25 protein-coding genes and 3 pseudogenes are annotated in these 23584 nt (G+C 64.3%); 15 read left to right on the top strand and 13 right to left on the bottom strand.

Annotated features, from left to right (window positions below; genetic code table 11):
* Positions 1–173 precede the first annotated feature (173 nt).
* The 5 genes from IVB42_RS06630 to IVB42_RS06610 all read right to left on the bottom strand — a co-directional run bounded on the left by IVB42_RS06630 (position 174) and on the right by IVB42_RS06610 (position 4463).
* Complete coding sequence (locus IVB42_RS06630) at positions 174–791, bottom strand: hypothetical protein (protein WP_247370394.1); 618 nt, start codon at positions 789–791, stop codon at positions 174–176.
* Positions 788–2974 carry an AAA family ATPase gene (locus tag IVB42_RS06625; protein ID WP_247370391.1) on the bottom strand — a complete coding sequence of 729 codons (2187 nt, stop codon included), beginning with the start codon at positions 2972–2974 and terminating at the stop codon, positions 788–790. Before IVB42_RS06625 ends, IVB42_RS06630 begins: the two co-directional genes overlap by 4 nt.
* A gap of 165 nt (positions 2975–3139) precedes the next feature.
* Positions 3140–3712, bottom strand: a complete 573-nt coding sequence (locus IVB42_RS06620; RefSeq protein ID WP_247370387.1) for a hypothetical protein — start codon at positions 3710–3712, stop codon at positions 3140–3142.
* 13 nt (positions 3713–3725) lie between these two features.
* Positions 3726–4043 carry a hypothetical protein gene (locus IVB42_RS06615; RefSeq protein ID WP_247370385.1) on the bottom strand — a complete coding sequence of 106 codons (318 nt, stop codon included), beginning with the start codon at positions 4041–4043 and terminating at the stop codon, positions 3726–3728.
* 225 nt (positions 4044–4268) lie between these two features.
* Positions 4269–4463, bottom strand: coding sequence for a hypothetical protein (locus IVB42_RS06610; protein WP_247398965.1), 195 nt, complete (start codon positions 4461–4463; stop codon positions 4269–4271).
* Positions 4464–4540: 77 nt separating this feature from the next.
* Between IVB42_RS06610 and IVB42_RS06605 the strand changes: the two genes are divergently transcribed.
* The 11 genes and pseudogenes from IVB42_RS06605 (at position 4541) to IVB42_RS06555 (ending at position 16353) form a co-directional block, all read left to right on the top strand.
* Positions 4541–5266 (top strand): SOS response-associated peptidase family protein, encoded by a 726-nt coding sequence (locus IVB42_RS06605; protein ID WP_247370382.1) that lies wholly within the window; start codon positions 4541–4543, stop codon positions 5264–5266.
* 100 nt (positions 5267–5366) lie between these two features.
* Complete coding sequence (locus tag IVB42_RS06600) at positions 5367–7523, top strand: exonuclease domain-containing protein (RefSeq protein ID WP_247398951.1); 2157 nt, start codon at positions 5367–5369, stop codon at positions 7521–7523.
* 190 nt (positions 7524–7713) lie between these two features.
* A complete protein-coding gene (locus tag IVB42_RS06595) occupies positions 7714–7938 on the top strand; it encodes a hypothetical protein (protein ID WP_247370368.1) in 225 nt (74 codons plus the stop codon).
* Between the two features lie 154 nt (positions 7939–8092).
* A pseudogene (locus IVB42_RS06590) lies at positions 8093–8563 on the top strand (enoyl-CoA hydratase-related protein); the annotation flags it as partial.
* A 307-nt stretch (positions 8564–8870) separates the two neighbouring features.
* The gene (locus tag IVB42_RS06585) at positions 8871–9743 is read left to right on the top strand and encodes a branched-chain amino acid ABC transporter permease (protein WP_027568253.1); all 873 of its coding nucleotides are present in this window, start codon (positions 8871–8873) and stop codon (positions 9741–9743) included.
* Positions 9744–9746: 3 nt separating this feature from the next.
* Positions 9747–10889: a branched-chain amino acid ABC transporter permease gene (locus IVB42_RS06580; RefSeq protein ID WP_247469924.1), complete on the top strand. Its 1143-nt coding sequence runs from the start codon at positions 9747–9749 to the stop codon at positions 10887–10889.
* The gene (locus tag IVB42_RS06575) at positions 10886–11644 is read left to right on the top strand and encodes an ABC transporter ATP-binding protein (RefSeq protein WP_247370364.1); all 759 of its coding nucleotides are present in this window, start codon (positions 10886–10888) and stop codon (positions 11642–11644) included. The genes IVB42_RS06580 and IVB42_RS06575 overlap by 4 nt, the downstream gene beginning before the upstream one ends.
* 2 nt (positions 11645–11646) lie before the next feature.
* A complete protein-coding gene (locus IVB42_RS06570) occupies positions 11647–12396 on the top strand; it encodes an ABC transporter ATP-binding protein (RefSeq protein WP_247370362.1) in 750 nt (249 codons plus the stop codon).
* Positions 12383–14074, top strand: a complete 1692-nt coding sequence (locus IVB42_RS06565) for an AMP-binding protein (protein WP_051462851.1) — start codon at positions 12383–12385, stop codon at positions 14072–14074. Before IVB42_RS06570 ends, IVB42_RS06565 begins: the two co-directional genes overlap by 14 nt.
* 22 nt (positions 14075–14096) lie before the next feature.
* Positions 14097–15302: an ABC transporter substrate-binding protein gene (locus IVB42_RS06560; protein ID WP_247370359.1), complete on the top strand. Its 1206-nt coding sequence runs from the start codon at positions 14097–14099 to the stop codon at positions 15300–15302.
* A 784-nt stretch (positions 15303–16086) separates the two neighbouring features.
* Positions 16087–16353, top strand: coding sequence for a hypothetical protein (locus tag IVB42_RS06555; protein WP_247370357.1), 267 nt, complete (start codon positions 16087–16089; stop codon positions 16351–16353).
* Between the two features lie 40 nt (positions 16354–16393).
* On the opposite strand, the gene IVB42_RS06550 is transcribed toward IVB42_RS06555, so the two are convergent.
* From IVB42_RS06550 to IVB42_RS06525, 6 genes and pseudogenes are all read right to left on the bottom strand, one after another.
* On the bottom strand, positions 16394–17038 hold the full coding sequence (locus IVB42_RS06550; protein ID WP_247469922.1) for a hypothetical protein: 645 nt from the start codon (positions 17036–17038) through the stop codon (positions 16394–16396).
* Positions 17039–17053: 15 nt separating this feature from the next.
* On the bottom strand, positions 17054–17404 hold the full coding sequence (locus tag IVB42_RS06545; protein WP_247370351.1) for a hypothetical protein: 351 nt from the start codon (positions 17402–17404) through the stop codon (positions 17054–17056).
* A 324-nt stretch (positions 17405–17728) separates the two neighbouring features.
* Positions 17729–18427, bottom strand: coding sequence for a GrlR family regulatory protein (locus IVB42_RS06540; RefSeq protein WP_247370348.1), 699 nt, complete (start codon positions 18425–18427; stop codon positions 17729–17731).
* 109 nt (positions 18428–18536) lie between these two features.
* Positions 18537–19199 (bottom strand): HAD family hydrolase, encoded by a 663-nt coding sequence (locus IVB42_RS06535; RefSeq protein ID WP_247370345.1) that lies wholly within the window; start codon positions 19197–19199, stop codon positions 18537–18539.
* A gap of 1 nt (position 19200) precedes the next feature.
* Positions 19201–19536 carry a hypothetical protein gene (locus tag IVB42_RS06530; RefSeq protein WP_247370341.1) on the bottom strand — a complete coding sequence of 112 codons (336 nt, stop codon included), beginning with the start codon at positions 19534–19536 and terminating at the stop codon, positions 19201–19203.
* 6 nt (positions 19537–19542) lie between these two features.
* Positions 19543–20466: pseudogene (locus IVB42_RS06525) on the bottom strand (Ku protein); the annotation flags it as partial.
* A 176-nt stretch (positions 20467–20642) separates the two neighbouring features.
* Between IVB42_RS06525 and IVB42_RS06520 the strand changes: the two are divergent.
* Complete coding sequence (locus IVB42_RS06520) at positions 20643–20867, top strand: hypothetical protein (protein WP_247370335.1); 225 nt, start codon at positions 20643–20645, stop codon at positions 20865–20867.
* 1 nt (position 20868) lies between these two features.
* Positions 20869–21117 (top strand): hypothetical protein, encoded by a 249-nt coding sequence (locus IVB42_RS06515; protein WP_247370626.1) that lies wholly within the window; start codon positions 20869–20871, stop codon positions 21115–21117.
* Positions 21118–21654: 537 nt separating this feature from the next.
* Here the strand turns inward: IVB42_RS06515 and IVB42_RS06510 are convergent.
* Positions 21655–21885 (bottom strand): hypothetical protein, encoded by a 231-nt coding sequence (locus tag IVB42_RS06510; RefSeq protein WP_027568266.1) that lies wholly within the window; start codon positions 21883–21885, stop codon positions 21655–21657.
* A 480-nt stretch (positions 21886–22365) separates the two neighbouring features.
* On the opposite strand from IVB42_RS06510, the gene IVB42_RS06505 reads away from it, so the two are divergent.
* Together IVB42_RS06505 and IVB42_RS06500 are read left to right on the top strand one after the other, a co-directional pair.
* Complete coding sequence (locus tag IVB42_RS06505; protein WP_027568267.1) at positions 22366–22584, top strand: PF20097 family protein; 219 nt, start codon at positions 22366–22368, stop codon at positions 22582–22584.
* A gap of 12 nt (positions 22585–22596) precedes the next feature.
* On the top strand, positions 22597–22899 hold the full coding sequence (locus IVB42_RS06500) for a hypothetical protein (RefSeq protein WP_155809816.1): 303 nt from the start codon (positions 22597–22599) through the stop codon (positions 22897–22899).
* A 474-nt stretch (positions 22900–23373) separates the two neighbouring features.
* On the opposite strand, the pseudogene IVB42_RS06495 reads toward IVB42_RS06500, so the two are convergent.
* Positions 23374–23584 (bottom strand): annotated as a pseudogene (locus IVB42_RS06495) (IS5/IS1182 family transposase); the annotation flags it as partial.

Below are 23584 nucleotides of genomic sequence, written 5' to 3'. Positions count from 1 at the left end.
CCGCCCGCCAAAGCGAGGCTGCAAAGTCGCGGCGCACTGCGGAGATAAATTAGCAGCTTCGCATCATCGACGATTTCGGATCCTTGACGATGGGTCTCGCACAGGTGGTCGTCGTCAAAAGGGTTTCGCTCCAGCGGTCGAGAAGGGGCCGGCCATCGGGCCGACCGCCCAAGTTACCAGGACTCTTTGTCCTGCCCCGGCTGGCGTCCGCACCGCGGCTCAGGCGCCGGGTACGCCGTCCGGGGACGGAAGGACCCGGTCTCCTTCTCCGGAAACGGGACGTCGAAGCTGTCGGCGATCTCGCTCACGGCGATCGTGAGGTCGTCGCACTCTTCCGGATCGGCGCACCCGTCGATGATGCCGACCGTCACCGTGTCGATTCCGCTCGCCATGGTGCGGCTCACGTGAGGGCCGAGCACGAGTTCTGCTGCCCGCAGGTCCTCCTCGATGCGGTGACGCGCCCGGAGCGACTGGGCGCCGGGGCTGCAGAATGCGTAGCCGCCGGCCCAGCCGTTTGGGGCATCGACGACGACCATGTCGATCACCACCGTCTCGCACCGCGCCTGCGTCGCGACGGACCGGCGGCCGTGGCGGACCGCCTCGCGTGCCTCCTCGGGCACGGGAACGCGCATGTTGGTGACGACGGAATAGCGGCCCGATCGGCGCAGCGCCGCGAGCACCCCGCGGCGGAGGAGGTCGTTGCGCCGTGCGGCTTCGGTGCACGGGCGACGCTGGAGGCGCGCCGGCGGGAGGGCCGGAACGGACGACTTTCCCCTCTCGATCTTCGTCATCGTTTGTCTCCTTTCGGTTCGAGGGTGTGGATCGTCGCCGGCCGTCGGGGCCCGGCGCGTCTGGCGAGCGCTTCGGCGACCGCGTCGCCATCGACGCGTCCGTCGGCCAGGAGGCGGGCGGCGATCTCGTCCAGCGCTTCCCGGTGCGCCGACAGGATGCGAGAGGTGGCCTCGGCGGCGGCGGCGAGCAGCTGCCGTGCTGCGTCGCGCACCTCCGGAAAGACCAGCAGGGATTCCGCCTCGCGCGCCGCACTGAGGTAGAGGAGGTTCGCCTCGTCGTTGCCGAACGATCCGACCATCGCCGCCGCAAGCCTAGTCGCGTCGTGAAGATCGGAGCCGTCCACGCCGGCGCTGCCCCAGCCGGCCTCGCCGAAGACCTGGCGCTCGCCCGCGCGCCCGGCGAGCATGACCTGCAGCCGCGCGAAATTGTCCGCGTGGGTGCCGGCAAGCGGCGCCTCGCGGAACCTGAAGACGGAGGCCGCGGCGCGGACGGAGGGCGTCATGATGGCGACTGCGCCGGCCGGGCCGTGCAGGACGACGTCGACGAGGATGTGAGCCGCTTCGTGCACTGCGTGGCGCGGCAGCAGGCCCGGCGGCGTCTCGAAGCCGCCGGAGAGCGCGCGCTTGAGGTCGTCAAGAACGATGCCGCGGCCGGCGTGCCTCGCACTGCGGCGGGCCTCGCCCACCATGCGCCCGACGTCGGCGCCGGTGCAGCCGAGCGCGGCCAGCGCGATGTCGCCGAGATCCGCATCCGCTAGGTCGCCGCGCAGCCTGAGCCGGAAGATCGCCTCCAGCGCCTCGGGGTCCGGCAGGCCGATGCGGATCACCTGGTTGAAGCGGCCCGACCGCAGGATCGCCGGATCGCAGCGGCGCGCGTCGTTGGTGGTGCCGATCAGCGCGACGGCCCGTCCGTCGCCGTGGAAGTCGTGCGCGCTGGACAAGGAATCGCAAGCGGCCAGAAATCCGTCTATGACCTGGCGTGAGTAGTCCCGCCACGCGTGCTTCATCGAAGCTCTGTCGCCGAACGCCTCGATTTCCTCGATTCCGAAAACGCATGGACTGAGTGACTTAGCTTTTGCTGCATCTGCGTGCATCTGCCGGAGCAGATGGCCGAGGTGACCTTCGCCGCTGCCCTGCCACTCCGCCAGGTTCGCGAGCACCAGGTTCGTCCCGCTTTCGGCGGCGATCAGGCGCAGCAGCGTGCTCTTGGCCGTGCCCGGCGGGCCCTCGAACACGACGCCGGCGTCCACGGCGCTCCAGGGGATCTCCTTTCGTTTCCACGCCGCGACGTCCTTCACGAACGATTTCGCGTAGGCGACCGCAGCGTCCATGCCGCGGAGATCGTCGAGGCGGAGCTCGCGCACGCTCGAGCGCTCCGCCTTCTCGGCCGCGAGCCGCCGGAGCCTGTCCACGCAGTCGTCGGCGGGGCGGTCGAACCTGACGGCGAGCGAGACCTCGTCGGTGCCGATCTGCCGGAGCGCCCGCTCGTCGGGCACCTCGCGCGGCATCGAGCCGGTGACGAGATGGACGGTCTTGCCGATGGTGTCCGCATCGGGACGCCCGACCGCGAGCCGGACGTCGCAGGCGCGGAGCAGGGCGTCGGGAAGGTGCGACGCCGCGAGCGGCGAGAACGCGATCAAGGGCAGCGCGAGCGACAGCGCCGCCAAGGCGCGCCGTTGCGCGCGGTGCCGGTCCGAGGCTTTCGGCGGATCCGCGACGATCATGTGGAGGCATTGTGTCGCGTTCCGTGCGGCCATGGCCGGCAGGACGTCGGAAAGCACGGAGTGGCTCGCGGCCGTAGCGTCGCCGAGCACGACCTCTCTCCAGCAGTCCGCGACCATCCCGAGCACGGCCGGGTCCGGCACGTCGCAGATCACGACCGGAGAAGCGCAGCGCATCGCCAGCGCGAGGCTCTCCGTCTCGTCGAAAGCTTTCGCGAGCATGAGCTTCGTGGCGACGGCGTCCGCCGTCGGCACGCGATTCCACGTCGTGGGCCTCGGCGGCGGCCCTCCGGACGAAGCGTCAGACGTCAAGCGCGTCGTCGCGCGGGCCGCCTCCCAACTCTTCTTTTCACGGCGGAAGACGGCGCGTTCCAGCGGCCCCATGGGCGCGGGGCGGAAGCGGGTCGTCTTCGTCTTCTGCGCTGCGGGTCGCGTGGCCGCGGTCGCGCGGGCGTCAGACATGGGGAGGCTCCTTGATTAGGAAGTCGAAGGATTCGTTCCTGCCGGCACCGATCGCGCGTGCGGGGCGAGGATGCGAGGCTCGGGAGGCATCGGCGACGCCGAGGCCTCCCAGACGCCACGCCGGGCCGTGCCATAGCTCGCCGGACCACGCCCCACCCTGAGCTCTCACGCGACCTCCTCGACCGAAAAGGTGCCGTTCGTCGGCCGCCAGTCCCCCACGCCTTTGGCGAAGCCGGCGAGACGGTACATCTCAACCACGTCGTCCCGATTCCAGAGCGACGGGAGGAAGTGCGCGGTGAAGACGACGGACCAGTCGTGGAAGCATGGCCTCGTTCGCATGGTCCGCGCCGATCCGATCTTGACGGAGGCGCGCAGCCGGAATTCGGGCAACAGCCACAGTTCGTCGAGATCGCGCGGGCCGTCGTAGTCGAGCGGGGCGTTGCCCTCCACGACCACGCCGACGCGCGCGGCGTCCTTGCGCTTGCGCGACCTGGCCGCGCCGACGAACGTCGCCGTGAGCGCCTCGGCCGGGATGCACGGACGTCCGGAGTCGAGCCACAAGCAGCCGTTCCATTCGATGCGCGCGATCTCCTCGTGGTCGGCGCTCGTCTTCATGCGCTTGGACGTCAGGCGCGCCAGCGCCTTGGTCGCCGGATCGAGCGGATCCGACATCCGTCCGCAGCGCATGATGAGCCGTTTGGTGCCGACGATCTTCAGCGTGACGGTTTCAGCTTCCATGAACTCGGGTCTCCTAGCGGGTGGGATCGGACAGTCGCGTGCGGACGTCGCGCATGCTGATCACGTCGGCGCGCAACGGAACGACCCGGGCGAAGCGGCGCCGCCGCAAGATGTCCTCGATGTCGCGGTGGCAGCGCGCGCAAAGCGCGATCAGATCGCCGCGGGCCTCGCAGCCCAGGCGAAGGTAGGTCGCATGATGCGCTTGGAGAGGCGAACCCTCGGACGCCGCTTCGAAGCACAGGCGGCAATGGCCGTCGGCGGCCTTCAGTTCGTGCAGTCTCTCTTCGTTGGACCGCCAGGCTCCGCTCGCGATGTATCGTCGGTAGTTCAAACGGACCTCACTAGCGGTGTAAATAGAGTAACGTGATAAATCACATTGAAACTTCTAGCATGCGGATTCCGGCAGTGCCGCGATTCGACATCAGATCTTTCGAAAAAAAGATCAGAGACCGATCCGTGGCAACGCGGACATGCGGGGCGTCCCGGAATGCGACGCGCGGGCGCGCGGCCCCGGCGGCCCCGCGGAGCGATCCGCGCACGACTGGGAAGGTCCGGTTTAGATCGTCCGTTCACGGCCCGGCGACGGCGCCGAACCGGCCCAGACCCGGAGCTTGTGCGCCGGGCGTCGCAGGTCGAAGCCCAGCAAGGCGCCGGAGAAATTGAGCTCGAGACCCTGGCCGCGCTGCGCCGTCCGCCGACCACCTTCGTCCACGACGCTGGCGGGCCGGCTCCGCTGCAGCAAGTGCGCCAACGCCGGTCGCCGGCCGCCGGCGACGCTGCTACAGCTGGCGCTGCGACCCCGCCAGGCCGCTTCGGAGACGTGACGAGATGTGCAACCTGTATTCGATCACCACCAACCAGGCCGCCATCAGCGCGCTGTTCCGCGTCGTCAACCGGTACGTCGGCAACCTCGCGCCGATGCCCGGCGTGTTTCCGGACTACAAGGCGCCGATCGTCCGGTCCGGCCCCGATGGCCGCGAGCTCGCGACCGCGCGGTGGGGCATGCCCTCGTCGGCGCACGCGCTCATGGAGGCGACCAAGAAGCGCGCCGCTAAGCTGCAAGCGAAGGGCAAGACCGTCGATTTCAAGGAGTTGCTCCGGATGGAGCCGGACGGAGGCACCACCAACATTCGCAACGTGAAGAGCAAACACTGGACGCGCTGGCTGGGGCTCGAGAATCGCTGCGTGGTGCCGTTTAACAGCTTCGGCGAGTTCAACAAAATCGAGGGCGGCGACATCTGGTTCGCGCTCGACGAGACCCGCCCGCTCGCGTGCTTCGCCGGCATCTGGACCAACTGGACGTCGGTCCGGAAGGTCAAGGAAGGCGAGACCACGAACGACCTCTACGCATTCCTGACGACGGAGCCAAACGCCGAAGTCGGCGCCATCCACCCGAAGGCGATGCCGGTGATCCTGACGACACCCGACGAGGTCGAAACCTGGATGACGGCACCGGCCGACGAAGCCTTGAAGCTGCAACGGCCGCTTCCGGACGGGGCGCTCCGGATCGTCGCCCGCGGCGGGAAAGAAGACGCGGCGCCCACCATGGCCTAAGTGTGCGGCTCTGATCACCCGTAGCCTGTCGAAGCGCTTGACTCCGAGGACGGCACTCGAACAAAAATAGAACGAACGATTCCTAGTCACGAAGGTCCGCTTGGCCAAACTGCCGCAACTGCCGGTCTACTATTATCTCGACCACTTCGCCGAAATGCTGGGGTTCGTGCAGCGGACGTACGCTCCCGTGCTTGGTCCGGAGCATCACGCCTTCATGGCGCGGTTCGGGGGCCTTTCGAGAGATGCGCGATGCCTCCTGGTCCGCATGATCAACAGGCGCGGTGCCATATTCAACCGATCCCTGTTCAACTACCCCGAGATCGATGACGTCGAGCGGGCGGCATCCGACCTGACCGCGGCCGGTCACGCGCGCGAGCTCGGCGAGGCGGACTATGCGGACTTCGTCTCATGCCTACCGAAGGACGTCCTCGTCACCGGAGCGCACGCGGCCGGGCGAGGAGAGGTCCGCAAATCCTGGTCCAAGCCAAAGTTCATCGATTACTATCTGGAGCGCATCCCCTTTTCGGTCGCCGCGCACCACTGCGGGGCCCGCAACTTCATCGCGCTCGACGGGACGCGGCCCATCGAGTTCCTGCTCTACCTGTATTTCGGCAAGACCGAGGTGAACCTGAAGAACTTCGCGCTGCGCGATTTGGGGATCCTACGCACCAACCGAGAGACCTCGTTCAGCGCGCGCTTCACCGATGCCGAGGAGGCGCTCGCCTCGTTCCACTACAGCCAGATCCTCGACAGCCTCGAGGTCGGAACGGAGCCTGTCCATAGACGGGCCGCCGTCGAGCTGCTCTCTGGGCCCGCCTGCGGGACTCAGTTTGCCGGCGATCTCCGCAGCCGAGCCGCGCATCAGACGGGACTCTTCTTCGAAAAAGCAGGCGAAAGCGACCTTGCCCGTCAGCTCTACCGGGCGGGGTCGTCGCCGGACTGCAACGAGCGCCTGGTCCGATTGCTCTACAATGCCGGCGATAAGACAGAGGCCGAAGCGCTGCTGCAGCGGATGATCGATGATCCTGCCAGCGACGAAGAACACCTTTTCGCTACCGACTTCTACGCCCGCAAGTTCGGCGGACGGCGCACAGGTCTCCACACCGAACTTCTGCGGTCCGGCCGCACGATCACCGTAGACGACACTCATCGCGGCAATCCCGAGGCGGGCGTCGCCGGCGTGCTGCGGCGCGAGGGTACGAAGGTCTATTTCACCGAGAATGTGCTGTGGCACACCCTGTTCGGCCTGCTCTTCTGGGACGAGCTCTTTGAGAGCACCCGGATGCCCAGCGGGTTCGATTGGCTACCTCACTGCCTGAAGGACCGCAGCTTCCGCCGGCTCTTCGCCGCGATGATCGACGAGAAGCTGGCGGCCATCGCGTCCGGGTCTGCCCTTCCGTTGATCCTGCGCACCGTCGCAGCGAGATGGGGCCGCCCGAACGGGATCTTCAGCTGGGATCACGTGCAGGTGGAAGCTCTGCGGGCGCTGCTCGAAGGATCGAGTCCGGGCGCCGTCGCCACCATTGTCGGCAGCATGTGCGACGACTTCCGGGGAATGCGGGACGGTTTCCCCGACCTGATGTTGGTGCAGGACGGCAAAGCGTCCTTTATGGAGGTCAAGGCCGAGGGGGACGTGATCCGCCGCAATCAGCTGACCCGCCTCCGCCAGCTCGGGGCCGCCGGGATCATGGCCGAGATCGGTCGGGTGGATTATCGTTTCGACCCCGAGCAGGACTACGTGGTGGTCGACATCGAGACGACTGGCTCCTGGTCGAATGGCGATCGCATCACCGAGATCGGCGCGGTGAAGATTCGCAATCACTGTGTCGTCGACGAGTGGCATTCTCTCATCAATCCTCAGCGTTCCATTCCCGCAAAGATCGTTCAGCTGACCGGCATCACGAACGAAATGGTTCGGGACGCACCTGTGTTCGCGGAGGTAGCGGACCGATTCATGGAGTTTATGGCGGACGGTATTTTCGTTGCCCATAATGTCAGCTTCGACTACGGTTTCATGGCCTACGAATTCGAGCGGATTGGGCGACGCTTCAGATTCCCGAAGCTCTGCACGTGCGCCGGAATGCGGCGGCGATATCCGGGACACAAATCCTACGGACTTGGAAAGCTTTGCGAGATCTACGGCATAGACCTTAAGAATCACCATCGCGCCTTGTGCGATGCGAGGGCCTCGGCGCAGTTGCTGAATCTCATCAATCGGAAGCGGAGCGAAGAGAGACACAGCGCTGAAGCAGCGTAAGGCCTCTGATACGAAAAGCTGCCAGGATCCGCACCCTGTGGCCGATATCAGCGAATCTAGTCGATCTTGACAGCAGTTCGTTAGCCGCGGCGTTCAGGTCAATTTCTGGTAAATAGAAATATCACTTGCTCCGTCGGGCAAAACAGTGGTTCATAAGGCGCTGGTCCTAGCAGACGAAGGAGCCAGCCCGGTGGCGAATGACGTCGATACATCCTCGGAACTGTCCAAGATCGCGAAGCTGAATGGTGACTTCCGAAGGAACTACGGCACGCTCATCGGAGCGATCTTGTATCTCCGCACCGTGAGCGCCGCCCGCCGAAGCCCCTGGCTTTGGGCCGGCCTGATTTCGATCGCTGTTTCGACGGTTCTGAGCTGGTTGGGGCGGCACGGTTGGTTTTTGCCAGCGTTGCCGTGATGGCACCGAACAATGCCCCCTTTTCCTCGTAAAGCGCGCCCCGACGTCGACGAAGGGAATCAGATGAGAGCCAGACGTAGCGTCCTGAGCTCAACGGTGCAGGCAAGAGTACGTAGTCCTCGATCTCCCGGTTAGCCGCACCGAGCTCGCCACCGCCTGCGACGTCGTCTACGTCGCCGACGATGCGCAGATCGGATATCCGCCAGTGCGTCTGATGAGTCCGCCCGACATGCAATATCATCCCTGGCTGGTCGACATGCGCCGCGCCATGGAACTGATGCTGACTGGCGATGCGATGTCCGGCCGCGAAGCTGCCGATTGGGGGTACGCGACGCGGTCGTTCCCGCTCGCCGAACTCGACGAGAAGACGCTCGATTTCGCCGAGCGCGCCGCCAAGGTGCCGGTCGAGCTGCAGCAGCTCAATAAGCGCAGCGTCCATCGCGCGATGGAAATCATGGGCGCCCGCGCTGCCATTCGCGCCGGCACCGAGATTCAGGCGCTGGCCTTCACCACGGAGGCGAGCAGGGCCTACATGGGCAGTTTTCGCCGCGACGGCAGCAGCGTTAAAGATCTCCTCGACCAGCGCGATACGACCTTCGGCGATTATCGAACGAAGAAGGAGTAGAGCGAGGGCTGTCACCAGGCGGCAGTTCGTAGGATGGGTAGAGCGGAGCGAAACCGGTCATCGCTCTTCCAAAAGAAAGCCAAAGGATTTCGCTGCGCTCTACCAATCCCTACAAGCTCCACGTGTGGTCGTAGAAGGCCGAGGCGGCACTTCCGCTGTCTTGTGGTAAGGCGCTGCACGGGACGATTGAGCGTGCTGTCACGCCTCATGCGATGGTCGCAGCGTCGAATTTGATTAGCTGCTTGACTAACAACATCGACCGTCCTCATATCGAAAAAAATCAGGCCAACGCGCCACTGGGACGGAAATGCTCGATTTCACGCAGCAATTGATTAGCGGCGTCGCGTTGGGGTGCGTCTACGGGCTGATCGCCCTTGGGTTCGTCCTGATTTACAAGGCGACCGAAGTGGTGAATTTTGCGCAGGGCGAAATCATGATGCTCGGTGCCTTCATGTCGGTCACCTTCATCACGACGCTTGGGCTGAATTACTGGTTGTCGTTCCTGCTGTGCGTGATCGCGATGGCGATCCTCGGCGCGATCATGGAACGGCTCGTGCTTCGTCCCATCCTCGGTTATCCGCAATTCTCGATCGTGATGGCGACGATTGGTCTTGGGCTCGTGATCCGGGCGCTCGTCGGCATCATCTGGGGCACGGACGATCTGCGGATCGAGACCCCATTCACCGACGGCGTCTTGACGGTCGGCAAGCTCGTCATCGCCTGGGACGCGCTTTCCATCATCGTTGCGACGGTGCTGCTCTGCGCCGCGCTCTACGCCTTCTTCCGCTACACCCGGGTCGGCATCGCGATGCAGGCGACGTCGCAGAACATGCTCGCGGCGTATTACATGGGCATCCCGGTCAAGCGGATGTTCTCGCTGATCTGGAGCCTCTCCGCGATGGTCGCGTGCGCCGCCGGGATCTTGCTGGCGCCGATCACGCTGGTCCACGCAAATCTCGGCTTTCTTGGCATCAAGGCATTTCCTGCGGCCGTGCTCGGCGGCTTCGGCTCGATTCCCGGGGCGGTCGCCGGCGGCATCACCATCGGCATCGTCGAATCCTTGTCCGGCTTCTATCTGCCTGAGGGATTCAAGGACGTCGCGGCCTATGTCGTGCTGCTCGCGGTGCTACTGTGGAAGCCGCAGGGCCTGTTCGGCCTCAACGCCGTCAAGAAGGTTTAAGGCATGGCGCACCATGTCCGCACCGGTTACGGCGACAGCGATCCGCTGTTCCCGTCAAAGGCCGCAGTGTTCTGGTACGCTGTTCTGCTCGCAGGGCTGATTGCTGCGCCCTACGTGATCGAGTCTTATTATCTCAGCCAACTCGTGTTCATCATGATCTACGCCATCGTCGGCGTGGCGCTGAATATCCTGTCCGGGCAGGCTGGGCAGGTCTCGATCGGTCACGCCGCCTTTCTCGCCATCGGCGCCTATTTCACCGCGGTGGCGCAGAAGCACGGCGTTCCGCTGGTGCTCTATCTCCCGCTCGCCGGTGTCTTCACAGGGATCGCCGGCTACCTTGTCGGGCTGCCGGCGCTTCGCCTGCACGGGATCTATCTCGCCATTGCCACGCTCGCCTTTGCCTTCATTGTCGAGGAGATCATCGCGCGATGGGAGAGCGTCACCCACGGCAATGAGGGATTGATGCTGCCGCCGCCGAGCGTGTTCGGGCTGAAGCTCGGCACCGAAGGCTTCTATTACCTCTGTCTGCTCGTCACCGTGCTGGTGATCCTCGCCGCCATCAACATCATCCGGTCCTCGACCGGACGCTCCTTCATGGCCATCCGAGATTCCGAGACCGCCGCGCGCAGCATGGGCATTGACACCGCGCGCTACAAGACCACGGCCTTCGCGCTATCGGCCGGCATCACGGGAATCGCGGGTGCTCTCTATGCGCACAAGATATCGTTCATCTCACCGGAAATGTTCAGCCTGGCTGTCTCGATCGATTTCGTCATGATCATCATCGTCGGCGGGCTGGTGAGCCTCCGTGGCGCGGTGTTCGGCGCGATCTTCATGATCATGGCCGATCCGTTGCTGATCATCCTCAAGGACAAGGTGCCGGTGTGGAGCGAGACCATTATGCACGGTCTGTTCCTGCCGGAGACCGTGACCCAGGCCGTTCAGACCGGCGTCCTTCGCGTCGTTAACGCGCCCGGCCTGAAGTCGCTGATCTTCGGCATCATCATCATCGTCTTCATCATCTACGAGCCGATGGGCCTCGACGGCCGCTGGCAGCGCGTGAAGGCCTATTTCAAGCAATTTCCGCTGGCGCGCCAACGCAGCGCGCGCCCACCCCGCATGTTCCTGAAGTCCGAGCGCCGATGACCTTCTTCGACGTCAAGAACCTGACTGTGAAGTTCGGCGGTCTCACGGCCGTGGACAACGTCTCGTTCGGGATTAACGAGGGCGAGGTCTTCACTATCATCGGGCCGAACGGAGCGGGCAAGACCACGCTGTTCAACCTCATCAGCCGGCTCTACACGCCGAGCGCGGGACAGATCATCTTCCGCGACGAGGACGTCACGCGTCTTTCGGCGCAGCAGATCGCCGGGCGCGGCATCGCCCGTACGTTCCAGAACATCGAGCTGTTCGAGAGCGCCTCCACCTTGCAAAACCTTTTAGTCGGCCGACACCGGCACTCGACCACGCGGGCTTGGCAGGACATTCTCCGCACGAAGAAGGTTCGCGCGGAGGAAGTCGCGCACCGTCGCGCGGCCGAGGAGGTCATGGACGTGTTGCGGCTGCAAAGATACCGCGACATCACGATCGGCGCGCTTCCCTATGGCGTCCGCAAGGTGATCGAGGTTGCCCGCGCGCTGTGTGTCGGTCCGACGCTGCTGCTGCTCGACGAGCCCTCGTCAGGCCTCAACGTTGAGGAAACCAATGCCATGGCGGAGTGGATCCTGGAGATCAACCGTCGTCTCCGCGTCACCGTGCTGATGGTCGAGCATGACATGTCACTGGTCAGCCGCGTCTCCAACCGCGTGCTCGCGCTGAACTACGGGAAGATGATGGCGCTCGGCACGGCCGCGGAGGTCCAGGGCCACCCGGATGTCATTGCAGCCTATCTCGGGACATGACGATGGACGCGCAACCAATCCTCCGTCTCGCCAACGTCGAGAGCACCTACGGGCCGATTACCGCGATCCGCGGCATCAGCCTCGATCTGAGGCAGGGGCAGATCGTCACCGTGCTCGGTGCCAACGGCGCCGGCAAGACCAGCATTCTCAAGACCATCTCCGGCGTGCTCGATCCCATAAAGGGAACCGTCGAGTTCGAGGGGCGCAAGATCCGTTCGATGGAGCCGGACAAGGTCGTCCGGCTCGGCATCAGTCACGTGCCGGAGGGACGCGAGGTGTTTCCATTCCTCTCCGTCCGCGACAATCTGCGGATGGGCGCCTACATCCGCAAGGACAGCAAGACCATCGCCAGTGATCTGGAGAAGGTGTTCGACTATTTCCCGGTGCTGCGCGAACGGCAAAGCCAGATCGCGGGCCAGCTCTCCGGCGGCCAGCAGCAGATGCTGGCAATCAGCCGGGCCCTGATGAGCCGCCCGAAAGTGCTGCTGCTGGACGAGCCGTCGCTCGGGCTCTCGCCGTTGCTGGTGAAGGAGATCTTCACGATCATCCGCCGGCTCAATGCGGAGGAGGGAGTCTCGATTCTGCTAGTCGAGCAGAACGCCAAGATGGCACTGGAGACGGCGCATTACGGCTACGTGCTCGAGGTCGGCCGCGTGGTGATGCACGACACTTGCGCCAATCTGCTCCAGTCCGACCAAGTCCGCGAATTCTATCTGGGTATGCAGAGTGAAGGTGGTCATGGCGGGCGCTGAAAACGAGGCACTCTCGGCACGTCTTGCCACGGCCCTCGCGGCGCACGGCACGGCGACCGTCATGCGCTCGAAGCGTTACGGGCTTTGGCAGCCGCTCAGCGGCACGGAGACCGCGACGCGTATCGCCGCGATCGCGCGCGGCCTGCGCGCGGTCGGTTTGCGGGACAACGACGTCGCGGCCATCTGCGGCGAGACCTGCGCGGATTGGGTGCTCGCCGATCTCGGCATCATGGCCGCCGGCGGCATTTCGGCGGGGCTCGACGCGGACGCAAATGGTGAGGAGCTGGCGCGGCTCGTCGATCTGTTCGGGGTCACCATTCTCTTCGTCGCCGGCGATGCGCATCTGCACCGGGCGCTCGGCATCCGGGATCGCTGCCCGGGATTGCGGCTGATCGTCCTCATGCACGAGCAATGGGATGACGGCGCGCGCGTGGACCACGTGATGACGCTGGCGGAGCTGCAGGCTCGCGGCGCGGGCGCCGAGACGCTTCCTGCGCCTGCCGCGGCCGCGATCACCGCGATCGTGATGACATCGGGCGTTACGGCCCCGGCGCGCGGAGCCCTGCTCACGCAGGCCGCGCTCGGCCGGCAGGCTGCGCGGGCCGCCAGTGAACTGCAGCTGAGCGCGTGCGACGAACGCCTCTCGTTGACGCCGCTGTATCATGTGATGGAGCGCGTGGTCGGCGTCTACGCCTCGCTGCTCGCGGGCTGTATCATCAATTTCCCCGAGAGCCGCGAGACCGTGCTCGCCGATCTCAGGGAATTGCAGCCGACCGTCGTGCAGGCGCCGCCGCGCGTGTGGGCGAAGCTGAAGTCCGGTGTCGAACTCGCTGCGGCGGAGGCGACGAAGTTTCAGCGCCGCATGGTCGCGCTGGCCGTGAAGCCCGGAAGCGACGGACCGAGCCCCATTCTCGATGCCTTGGTCCTGACGCCGGTCCGCACTCGCCTCGGTCTATCGCGGGCACGACTGTGCCTCACGACCGGGGCGCCGGCGCGCACCGATGTTGGCGCCTGGTTCGCGGCGATCCGGCGGCCGCTTACCGATGCCTATGGCCAGGCCGAATCCGGCGGGGCCGTGACGTTGGCTCCGCATCGCGGCACGCCCAGAACGCTCGATGGCGTGACGCTGGAGACGCTGGTATCAGGCGAAATCCGGCTAACGTCCGATACGCTGTTTGTTGGTTACGCGGGCGAGACTGAGAACGCGGTTCGCGACGGCTGGTGGCATAGCGGCGATGTCGTCCATGCCGGCCAGCTGCATCCCGCGGGACGTGCCGCGGATCAGCTCGACAGCGGCCCCGCATCGCTCAGAAGCGAAGCCGATCTCGTGACATCGCCCTACGTCGCCGATGCCTTCCTGCATCGCGATGACAAGGGAAGGGTGATCGCTGCGGTGTTGATGGACGCTGATTCCGTCATCAAGTTCGCGCAGGACAACAGCATTCCATTCACGCACTTCCTCAGCCTTTGCCGCTCCGACGACATCCGCACACTGATCGGCCGCGTGATCGCGCAGACCAACGCGCGGGCGCCCGTAAAAATCGACGATTTCACCTTGATCGAGCGTTCGCTCGGTCCTGGCGACCCCGAGATGAGCGCCATGCTCGTGCTGCGTAGACGATTGCTGCGTCCTAGAGAACATTCCGTAACAGCAAGCGCCATTTCACAGAGCGCATAACCGAAAGCCCTGGAGGTATACCATGACGTTACGTTTCCTTTTGTCAGCGGCGATCGTCGCGCTCACGGGATTGCCGGCGCAGCCCGCGCTCGCACAGTTCAAGACGCAGGGCGTCACCGACACGGAGATCGTGATCGGCACGCATATGGACCTCTCCGGGCCGATCAAGTCATGGGGCGTTCCTGCTTCCTCGGGCATGAAGCTCGCAGTCGAGCAGATCAATGCCGCCGGCGGCATCAACGGCCGCAAGATCAAGCTCATTCTGGAGGACGACAGCTACGATCCGAAGAAGGCCGTGCTGCAGACGCAGAAGCTGATCGAGCTCGACAAGGCGTTCTCGATCGTGTCCGCGATGGGCTCGGCCACGACGCTGGCGCCGATGCCGCTGGTGCAGGGCGCCGGCCTGACCCATCTATTCCCGATCACGGCCGCCGAATTCACCTTCAAGATGGATCCGGCCAAGCCCGAGGACAGGCTGAAGTTCAACATGTTTAGCCCCTACTACGACACGATGCGCCTAGGCATCAAATACGTGATGGAGAAGAACGGCATCAAGAAGCCCTGCATCGTCTATCAGGACGACGAGATGGGAAAGAATTTTACCGATGCCTATTCCGATCAGCTGAAGGACTTGAAGGTGCCCGAGGCCACCCGCGTGTCGTTCAAGCGCGGTGCAACCGACTTCAACTCGCAGGTTGCGCGCATGAAGGCGGACGGCTGCGATCTCGTTGCGCTCGGCTCCGTGGTCCGCGAGTCCGTCGGCATCGTCACCGCCGCCAAGAAGCTCGGCTGGACGCCGCTTTACGTGGTGTCGTCACCGAGCTACGTGCCTGACCTGCACGATCTCGGCAAGGACGCCACCGAAGGCATTTTCGGAGTCGGTCAGACCGAGATTTTCTATCCAGATACTGCAACGGCCAAGGTGAAGGAATTCATCGAAGCTTATCGCAAGATGTTCGGCATCGATCCCAATCTGCAATCAACCTCGGGCTATGACGGCGCCATGGCGTTCGCGTTCTATGCCGGCCTCGCCGGCAAGAACCTGACGACGGATTCTCTCATCGCTGCGATGGAATCCGGCAAGGTCTTCGAAGACATCTTCGGTGGCGCGCCGGTGTCCTTCTCCAAGGACAATCATCTCGGCGTGTCCGCCGCGACCATTGGCCAGATCAAGAACGGCCGCTGGGTGACGATCGCAAAGAACCAGTCGTACAAGAGCGAGAAGTAGACGGTTGAGAATAACGGCGATGCCTAAGCTGCAGGCATCGCCGTCGAGCTTAGTGCTCGTAGGATGGGTAGAGCACTTGCGAGCCCATCATACTTCCGGCGAGGGGAAGCCGATGGAGGCCGAAACCGCCAAAGCCCAGACCGTCCCGCCGAGTAGGTGCGCTGCCAGGCCTGTCACTCCTAGTCGCCGGGCCACTTCATACCCTGTCATCTTCGCAGAAAGCGGCCGAACTGAAACGCTGCGTATTGCCGCCTGGGATCGAGTGATCATGCCGCCGAGAGCCGACGAGGTTGAAGGTAGGCCCCAGCGTCGCGGCCGGGGCCTCCGGATCGTACGCACGATCGAGGGCCGCGGGCCTATCTCGGGCCGACCGGTGCAGGACTGGCGGATCGTCATTCAGCGGGCCTGATCGCTCAGGCCTCGGCTGCACGGGCCCACATCAGCGCCAGCGGCTCCGGCGAAATGCCGGCCGCAAGCACGATCTAGCAGCCACCTGCCGTGCTGGGGCCGGCCGGCAACCTAGTGGCCGAGGAGGCCGTGGGGTGCTGCGCGCCAAGCCAAAATCGCTGGAACAACACCATGAAGCGGAAGACCTGAGCTGGTCGAGGCCGTCTCGCGACTATTGTGCCCGCCGATCAAGCCGAGCTTCATTTCAGCCTTCGTCCACAGCCGCGCGGAACAGGTGGACAAGCCGGAGCCTCTGCATTTCGGAATCCCTGACCCGTGCTAACCGCCAGGAACGAGCCGGCGGTCCGAAGGATTCGTCCCGGCAGGAGCAAGCTCGATGCTGATGACGAAGGAAAGACGGCCGGCGATCAGAACGCGGCGCGGATGGGCGCTCAGCGTGTTGCAGGAGGCGGGCGCCATCCACGAACGTGAGGAGCATGGCTGGGCAATGGACCGGGCCGACGACCCTCACGCCCGCGACCGCGCGTTGGACATCGCCAGGCAGGAGCCTCCAGACGGCTTGTCTCCGGATCAGGCTGTCGCTGAGCTCCGCGGAGTGCTGGACTCGATCGGCGATACCTGCCCTGAATGCCCGCCCGACTGAACCGGACCAACAACCCACGGTCCGATGCCGCTGTCGACGATCAAGGGATCAGGGGTGCCGCCGTGGTGCCAAGATGCTCAGCAGCGGCAAGCACCCGGCCAGCGTGCTTTCGCCGCTGCTGCGCGAACTCTGCTGCGTCGACCTGCGAACGCACCTTGTAGCCAGCCGCCGTCAAGCGGGCGCACACGCGCGGAACTGCCGCATCAGTGGTGTCGTCAGATTTTGCCTCAAGGCCGATCAGTCCATTCAGATCGTCGATGAGGCGCAATCCTTCGCTTCGGAGCAGGATCGCCGGCGCTCGGCTCTCGCGGTCCTCGATCAGCAGTTCGAACATCAGCGCGAGGTCCAGCATGGCCCCGAGCGTTGCAGGCCAACCCGAGCCGACGCCAACCGATCGAAAGTAGATCAGGGATGGATGGGAAGCATGGCTCTGCAGGACGGTGGCGCACCGGTCCCGTCCTTTGTAAAGCACGCGCCTGATCTCCTCCGGAGAGTCGAGGTCGGCGTAACGCTCCAGCAGTCTGAGAGCCGAGGGCGGCTGACCCGCAGCCGTCGTAAGTTTGAGAATTCCGGCATCGCGGCGGGAAATACCCTCTTGTACCTGGAGGAGGTAAGTAACAGCCATTGTCAGGACCGAGAGGGCCCGAAAGGCCGGCCAGGATGAGGGCCCAGCGGGCTGGGCCATGGGCCTCAATGCCGCTCAGTCCCACCGTGCACAATGCGCTTCCGACGATGAACAGTGCCTCCTGGAAATCGGCTGGCGGCGCGAACCAATCGCCAGAGCATGCGCGATCAGGCCGAAGCCCAGCCACAAAAGGACCATCCAGATGAGGAAGGAGCCCATGAGGATCGCCGGCGCAAAGCTGGTGGAGACCCCGCTCTTGCCGCGGCGGGCCCACTTCCAAACCGGAAGCATGATGGCGAGCAGCCGCCGCGCCACGCGGAGCGCGCCTCGGCTCTCTCCGGGCACCACCACCGTGTCGAATACATCGCGAAGGGCGAGGACGACCAGGACAATTCCTGCGATGATCTCGACCGTCGGTATGATCATGGAACGCCGCCAGGCGGGATGTGCTCAAACTCGTCACAACTGGGCGCGTGGAGGATCAGCAATCCCGCCCAACAGGCCAGAACCGAGGTCAGGATCGATCCTGCGGAGATCCTTCTGCGGCTATCTGCTGGTCGGACCAAATGCATCGGCGCATTTTCAATTAACCAGCACCAACCGCACGGTGCCGTGGCCGTTCCTATGCGAAGCTGCTCGGACCCACCCTGTGCTCGGCCAAAGCGCCCTCATCCGTGCTCAAGCTCTACTGGGTCGCTGACTTTATCTCAGATTGCAGTGGCGTCACCCGAGCACGAACTGAAGTCTTTATCAGATCCTGTGCAGGAGCTTCATCTCGGCCGCCAGCTGGAAACTTCGTTTTCCGGCCAGCGCCGTCGCCTCCCAAATCGCGCCGTTGGCCTCGCAGCTGCCCGAAAAGCCGATGCCCACCTCGTAACCGCCGAAGATCGCGTCGCGAGCCGCCGTGTGTTCCTGGTTGACGATTTCACCGCGCCAGCGGTTATCCGCAGAGGAGTAAGAACCGAGATAATAGAAGAAGGCGTCTCCGCCCAGCATGCGGCCGTCCTCCAGCAGCATCACACCGGTCAGTCCGCCGTCAATCCCATCGAGCGCGCGGATGCGCAGCCCGTAAAGGCCATTCGGGATGCCACCGTCGCCGACCTTTCCGGGCGGCGGCAAAGACTCCTCATCCAAGCTGGTCATCACGGCATGCATCACTTGATCAGGGAGCCGGACCGGAGAGGCATCGAAGTGATAGGAATCGCCAACCGCACGGCCGCGCAGGATCAGCTCGTCATCGTCCGCACCGTAGAGCTGCCGCACCTCGGGATTGAGAGCATGGCGCTGTCCGGCTACCCGACCGACGATCACGCCGTCGATCTCTTGGTAGCTTCCGACGTGGGCGAAAGCCGAGTTTCCCCCCAGCATGCGGCCACCGCGCACATGCATGACGCTACGGTTCAGCACGGCACCGGCGCGATACTTGCATTTGTACAATCCGTCGAACAACACCCTGTCCCCGCTATGCGTAGCGTATTGTAGCCGGCCAGATGGTACGCGAAAAGGCGGCTCGGTGCCGCCTCGAGGCTCGCGTTGATCATGACCGCCCCCATGGGGCTCATCTTGCGAGGAGCGAATCCCCGAAGCAGGCAAGCAGGGCGGCCGGGCCGGGATAGACCTGGACGCATCCAGCCTGCCTCAGCGAACTCTCGGTGAAGCCGCCGCACAGCACGCCGACGATCGCGATCTTCGCTTTGCTCGCAGCTTTGGCGTCGGATGGCGTGTCACCGATCGCCACCGCGTCATGGCCCTCGACCCCAAGCTTCTTCAGGACCGCTTCGAAGATGTCGGGAGCCGGCTTCGATTCCTCGACGTCGTCCGACGAGGTCGTCACGTCGACCAGGTCGCAGATGCCCGCGATCTCGAGATACTTGGAAAGTTCATCCTTCTTGGCGGAGGAGGCGACGGCAATCCGGGCGCCGGCATTCCTCACGCGCCGAAGCAGATCGGGGACTCCCGAAAACGGGCGCACCAGCGGCAGATACTCGGACCTGAACCGGTTGCCGCGCCATTCCTCCATCTCCTTGCCATGGTCCCGCTGCGCGTCTTCGGACAGGAAGTGCGGGATCAACTTGTCGCCTCCCTTGCCTATCTGCCCCCGAGCCTGCTCGAAGCCGACATCGTGGCCGAACTTCACCATCGCTTCGTGCCAGGCGAGCGCATGGAGATCGACCGAATCCAAAAGCGTTCCGTCGATGTCGAAGATTGCGGCTTTGGGCAATTCAGGATCCTCCCGAGCGTGAGCGTCCAAGCTTTGCGTACCATTCGGCGTAGGTCGTGTTGTTGGCCATGTGCCGGTTGAGATCGGGTGCGCCGTCTTCCCACCAAACGGGGCCTCTCTCACCGAGCCTCCGTTTGAACTCGTCCACGGCCTTGTGCGCGGCGGCCTCCGTCTTGAGGTCTGCGCTCCGCTTGGCGTCGCGGACCGCGCGACGGGCCTTCATCAGATGGCCGACGAGACTGGTCCGCTCCGCTTCACCGAGGCCGGGCCTGGCCATGCGCCACAACCTGCCACGGACGACGAAGTAGCGACCGTCGGGCGTCACTGGATATTTCACGTTACATCAGGCCGACTTGCGCCGCGCCCCTGACGCAGGCTTCTTCGCCACCGCTTCCTTCGCCAGCTTCTTACCGGCGATCGGCATCAGCATCTCCTTCTGAGCCGCCGCAGCTTTCTTCGTCTTCTTGGCAGGCTTTTTCGGTGCCTCGGTCTTGGCTGCTGCGGCGCCGACGCTCTTGCGTAGCGCGTCCATCAGATCGACGACGTTCTCGCCTTTCGGCCGATCCTTCGGCACGATCGGCTTGCCGGTCCGCTTCTGATTGATGAGCTCGATCAGCGCGCTTTCATAATGGTCCTCGAACTTCTCCGGCTCGAAGCTGCCCGCTTTTTGGTTCACGATGTGCCTGGCGAGATCGAGCATGTCCTTGGTCACTTTGACGTCCTGGATCTCGTCGAAGTATTCGTGTTCGCTGCGCACTTCGTAAGGATAGCGCAGCAGCGTGCCGACCAGGCCCTTGTCCATCGGCTCGAGCGCGATGATGTGCTCGCGGTTGGTCAGCACCACACCCCCGATCGCGACCTTGTCCATCTCGCGGATGGTCTCCCGGATCACCGCGAAGGCGTCGTGGCCGACTTTTCCGTCCGGACGGATGTAGTAGGGGCGGATTAGGTAGCGCGGATCGATGTCCGCCTTGTCGACGAACTCGTCGATCTCGATGGTCCGCGTGGACTCCAGCGCGATCTCTTCGAGCTCTTCCTTGGAAACCTCGATGAACTGATCCTTCTCGAGCTGGTAGCCCTTGACGATATCCTCGTTCGAGACCTCCTCGCCGGTGTCGGCGTCGACCTTGAGGTACTTGATGCGGTGGCCAGTCTGGCGGTTCAGCTGGTTGAACGAGATCTTCTCGCTCTCGGAAGTGGCCGGGTAGAGCGCCACCGGGCAGGTGACGAGGGACAGGCGCAGGAAGCCTTTCCAGTTCGCGCGGGGGGGCCATGGCTACGCAACGCTCCAGGTACGGGGACTTTGACTCAAGACGAACGGCGCGACACGGTTCCGACACCGCCGCCGCTATCCACGGAAATCCGTGCCTTGCCGCCGGCCGGGGCGCCATGACGCACGCCGCGCAGCCTTGACTCCTGCGAACAAAATGAGAACCTGCTTCGATGACCCGACCTGAGCCATGCGAACCGGCCGCCTTCGAGGTGGAGGTCGCCGCCGACCAGGCCATTGCCGCCTGCGGCGGAGATGCGTGGGAAGCGGTGAAAGCTCTGCTTGTCGCTAACGGCTTCCTGGAGGCACAGGTCGCTGAGCTACGGGCCTCGGTTTCCGCCGGCTACTCGCGCCGCCGGCTCGACGTCCCGCGCGATCGGAAGGATGGGTACGACTGAGATGGCCGAGGTCACCTACTACGTCGCCTTGCCCTTCGTCGCCGCCGACGATGGCATCGCCGTCGGCGAGGCGACGGAGTGCTTCTCGGCCAATGCCGCCGTGATGCGTGCCGAGGCGCGGTTTCGCAAGCCCGGCATCCTAGGCGCGGTCGCGTTCAGCCGTAGCGGCGATCCTGCGACCGGCGAGTTCGGAGACGCCACCGTCATTCGCAAGTTCGGCGACGTGCCGGCCGATCTCAGCGCCCTATGAGACTTCACTGGGGTCCGGAACGAGATCGCCCGGAGCGCGGGCAGACCCGCGCCCAGGAGCGCGAAATTCAAATGCCGCAGCGGGTCGGCGTCGCAACCGCCTGAGCCGAGCTGTGCTCTCGAGGATGCGGGCGAAGGTGGGCGATCTTTGCCAAGAGCGGGACGTGCTCCGGGTAGCCTCGACCGCGTGACCGGCGCCCCGCTCGGGGCATCTTCCGGCGCCTTGACTCGCCGGCCGGACGTACGGTGATATTGCTGGGTGCGTCATGGAGCAACAATTCTATCCGGGTCTTGACCCTCGCCGAGAAGGCCGAGTCGTTCACCGTGCGGCGCCTGCTGGAGCTCGCGAACGGTACGATGACAAGGGTCCCTCTGGATCCGGAGCGACCGACCGACCGCTGCCTGCGCCACGCACGCCGCCGCCATCCACCTTCTCCCGACCAGGCGGGGATGCGGCCCGAGCTGCTCGTCTGGATAGTGCCGCGGTAGGCTCGCGCTCGCCGGGGGCCCAAGGAGCCCCGGCGCCAACCTGGATAGATTACTTCTGCCCGGACGGAGCTTGCGCGTTCGAGTTGTTCGGGTTGTTGCCGTTCTGCTTGTTAGCCTCATGATGGCCCACCACGCAGCCCGCCACCGCGCCGAGCTTGCCATGACCCGCCATGTGGCCGGCAACACCACCGACGATCGCGCCCTTGATGCACCCCTTCGCTTGCACCGGCGAGGCCAACGCCAGTGACAGCAGGCAGACAGCCGCAAAGATGGTCTTCATGATCTCTCCTCCGAAAATTCGACGCTCGTGATGGTCAAGTCGCAAAGTGAATGGCCGTTCCGCGGCCATTGTTCGTGTAGATCCATTTTGCTGCTGGTCTCACGTCACCCGCTCGGCTGCGCCTGATAAGCTCGGACGCCGCAAACGCCCGAGCTCATGCTGAGCGCACCGCGAGCATCTGAACTCGAGCTCGACACCGGGTGAAAGGTTTTTCGGCGGTTCGCGGCCATCGGCCAGGCGCCGCAGTTCGGGCACTTAACCGCAAGGTATCGGTTTCAAGCATCGTTGCCGTTCTCTGCCGCCCCGCTGGGCAACCGCGCCAAATCGGAGACGTTCCTGCGTGCTGCCAGACCTAGGAAAAGCTGCCGCGAAGAGCACGGACCGATGTTGCCTGGCTCACTGAACGGTCGCGGCGCTCAGACGAGAGGAGGGCGCTGCTCAGGAGCTTGTAACGTTCGGTAGTCCGTCTACGATCCCGAAATGACAGAGCACAAAGCTTGCCCGAAATGCGAGGGGACCATGGAGCAGGGTTTCATTCCCAGCCTGGGGCGTGGGCAGTTGCTCTGGTTTGCGGGAGTGCCGCCCGCCACGTACCGCGAGTCGTTCATGTTCGGCAGGAAGGCGCTTACGGTGGCCACGTATCGCTGCTCGGCCTGCGGCTATCTGGAATCGTATGCGGAGGCAGGATCGCCCGAGTAAAGAGAGCGCTTCATGGAAACGATTGCTGGATCTACCGCCCTTGTGCTCGCAATGGTCACGGGGCTCGCGTTCTATTTCCGCTTGAAAATGACAGGCCTGCAGCGGCGACTTGTCACCCTGGAAAGAGTTGAAGCAAAGCTCGATTTACTTCTGAAGCAGGGCGGTGTGAGCTATGAACCGCTGGGTGGTTCGACGGAAATAGAGGACGCGCTCAAAGCCGGCGAGAAGGTCCGCGCAGTTTCACTTTACCGCGCCGCGAACGGCTGCACGTTGGCAGAAGCAAAGGCAGCGATTGAAAGGGCGCAGCGGCCCTAATCATCGTCACGTCAGTTGCCTTATGAAGCGCTTCGGCGTGCCCTCCTAGCTGGAATTGGACTTCGCGCCCGCGGTAGGCGGCTCGGACGGAACGAATCAGCGCGACCGCGTTGAATCGCCATGTGTGTGCTTGCGCTGGAGCAAGCCGGCGTCGGCGGCCTTCTCAGCTACGGAACCTCGCTCGGGCAAGCCGCTCACCGCATGGCATGGCAAGCCAGCGGCTCCTTAAAGGCGATGCCGCAGGCCTGGTCGGCTCGGAATGCCCAGGCGCGCAAACCTTGCGGGACCGGGTACTGGCCGAAAAAGGCCAGTCGACATTTCAAAAGAGGCCCGACAACAGCCCGCTCGACCGAGGCCACAAGGCTCTCAGCAAGCGCTGAGCTGGCTCCGCGATCGCCAATCGGGGTTGTCCATCCGAGCCCGGATGGCGGCAAGGTCCATGGCGCGACCTCGCATCTGCAATGTAGTCGTCCGTTAAGAAGCCGAATTGAGCGGGAGCGGACAGGCAAGCGTATGCGATAGCTGGATCAGGAAGAGGCATAAGAGTTCTCTGAGCCAGGCGAGGATACGGCGGAAGTTGTGGCCCACTGCTGAGAGCACGACGTTGGCGGCGTCGCCGGCGCGGCCTTTGAGATAGCAGCGGCCAAGGTGACCTTCGGCCTTCAGATGTCCGATGATGGGCTCG

Origin of the sequence: Bradyrhizobium sp. 45 (assembly GCF_023073155.1) — a bacterium.
Taxonomy (GTDB): domain Bacteria; phylum Pseudomonadota; class Alphaproteobacteria; order Rhizobiales; family Xanthobacteraceae; genus Bradyrhizobium; species Bradyrhizobium canariense_D.
This window is presented reverse-complemented; position numbering and strand designations above follow the sequence as displayed.

Excerpts from the sequence above, each read along its gene's own strand:
- IVB42_RS06560 (WP_247370359.1), top strand. The coding sequence starts at position 14,097 with ATGACGTTACGTTTCCTTTTGTCAGCGGCGATCGTCGCGCTCACGGGA.
- IVB42_RS06545 (WP_247370351.1), bottom strand. The coding sequence starts at position 17,404 with ATGATCATACCGACGGTCGAGATCATCGCAGGAATTGTCCTGGTCGTC.
- IVB42_RS06630 (WP_247370394.1), bottom strand. The coding sequence starts at position 791 with ATGACGAAGATCGAGAGGGGAAAGTCGTCCGTTCCGGCCCTCCCGCCG.
- IVB42_RS06515 (WP_247370626.1), top strand. The coding sequence starts at position 20,869 with ATGGCCGAGGTCACCTACTACGTCGCCTTGCCCTTCGTCGCCGCCGAC.
- IVB42_RS06520 (WP_247370335.1), top strand. The coding sequence starts at position 20,643 with ATGACCCGACCTGAGCCATGCGAACCGGCCGCCTTCGAGGTGGAGGTC.
- IVB42_RS06500 (WP_155809816.1), top strand. The coding sequence starts at position 22,597 with ATGGAAACGATTGCTGGATCTACCGCCCTTGTGCTCGCAATGGTCACG.
- IVB42_RS06570 (WP_247370362.1), top strand. The coding sequence starts at position 11,647 with ATGGACGCGCAACCAATCCTCCGTCTCGCCAACGTCGAGAGCACCTAC.
- IVB42_RS06580 (WP_247469924.1), top strand. The coding sequence starts at position 9,747 with ATGGCGCACCATGTCCGCACCGGTTACGGCGACAGCGATCCGCTGTTC.
- IVB42_RS06585 (WP_027568253.1), top strand. The coding sequence starts at position 8,871 with ATGCTCGATTTCACGCAGCAATTGATTAGCGGCGTCGCGTTGGGGTGC.
- IVB42_RS06550 (WP_247469922.1), bottom strand. The coding sequence starts at position 17,038 with ATGGCCCAGCCCGCTGGGCCCTCATCCTGGCCGGCCTTTCGGGCCCTC.
- IVB42_RS06510 (WP_027568266.1), bottom strand. The coding sequence starts at position 21,885 with ATGAAGACCATCTTTGCGGCTGTCTGCCTGCTGTCACTGGCGTTGGCC.
- IVB42_RS06565 (WP_051462851.1), top strand. The coding sequence starts at position 12,383 with ATGGCGGGCGCTGAAAACGAGGCACTCTCGGCACGTCTTGCCACGGCC.
- IVB42_RS06625 (WP_247370391.1), bottom strand. The coding sequence starts at position 2,974 with ATGTCTGACGCCCGCGCGACCGCGGCCACGCGACCCGCAGCGCAGAAG.
- IVB42_RS06505 (WP_027568267.1), top strand. The coding sequence starts at position 22,366 with ATGACAGAGCACAAAGCTTGCCCGAAATGCGAGGGGACCATGGAGCAG.
- IVB42_RS06555 (WP_247370357.1), top strand. The coding sequence starts at position 16,087 with ATGCTGATGACGAAGGAAAGACGGCCGGCGATCAGAACGCGGCGCGGA.
- IVB42_RS06605 (WP_247370382.1), top strand. The coding sequence starts at position 4,541 with ATGTGCAACCTGTATTCGATCACCACCAACCAGGCCGCCATCAGCGCG.
- IVB42_RS06575 (WP_247370364.1), top strand. The coding sequence starts at position 10,886 with ATGACCTTCTTCGACGTCAAGAACCTGACTGTGAAGTTCGGCGGTCTC.
- IVB42_RS06620 (WP_247370387.1), bottom strand. The coding sequence starts at position 3,712 with ATGGAAGCTGAAACCGTCACGCTGAAGATCGTCGGCACCAAACGGCTC.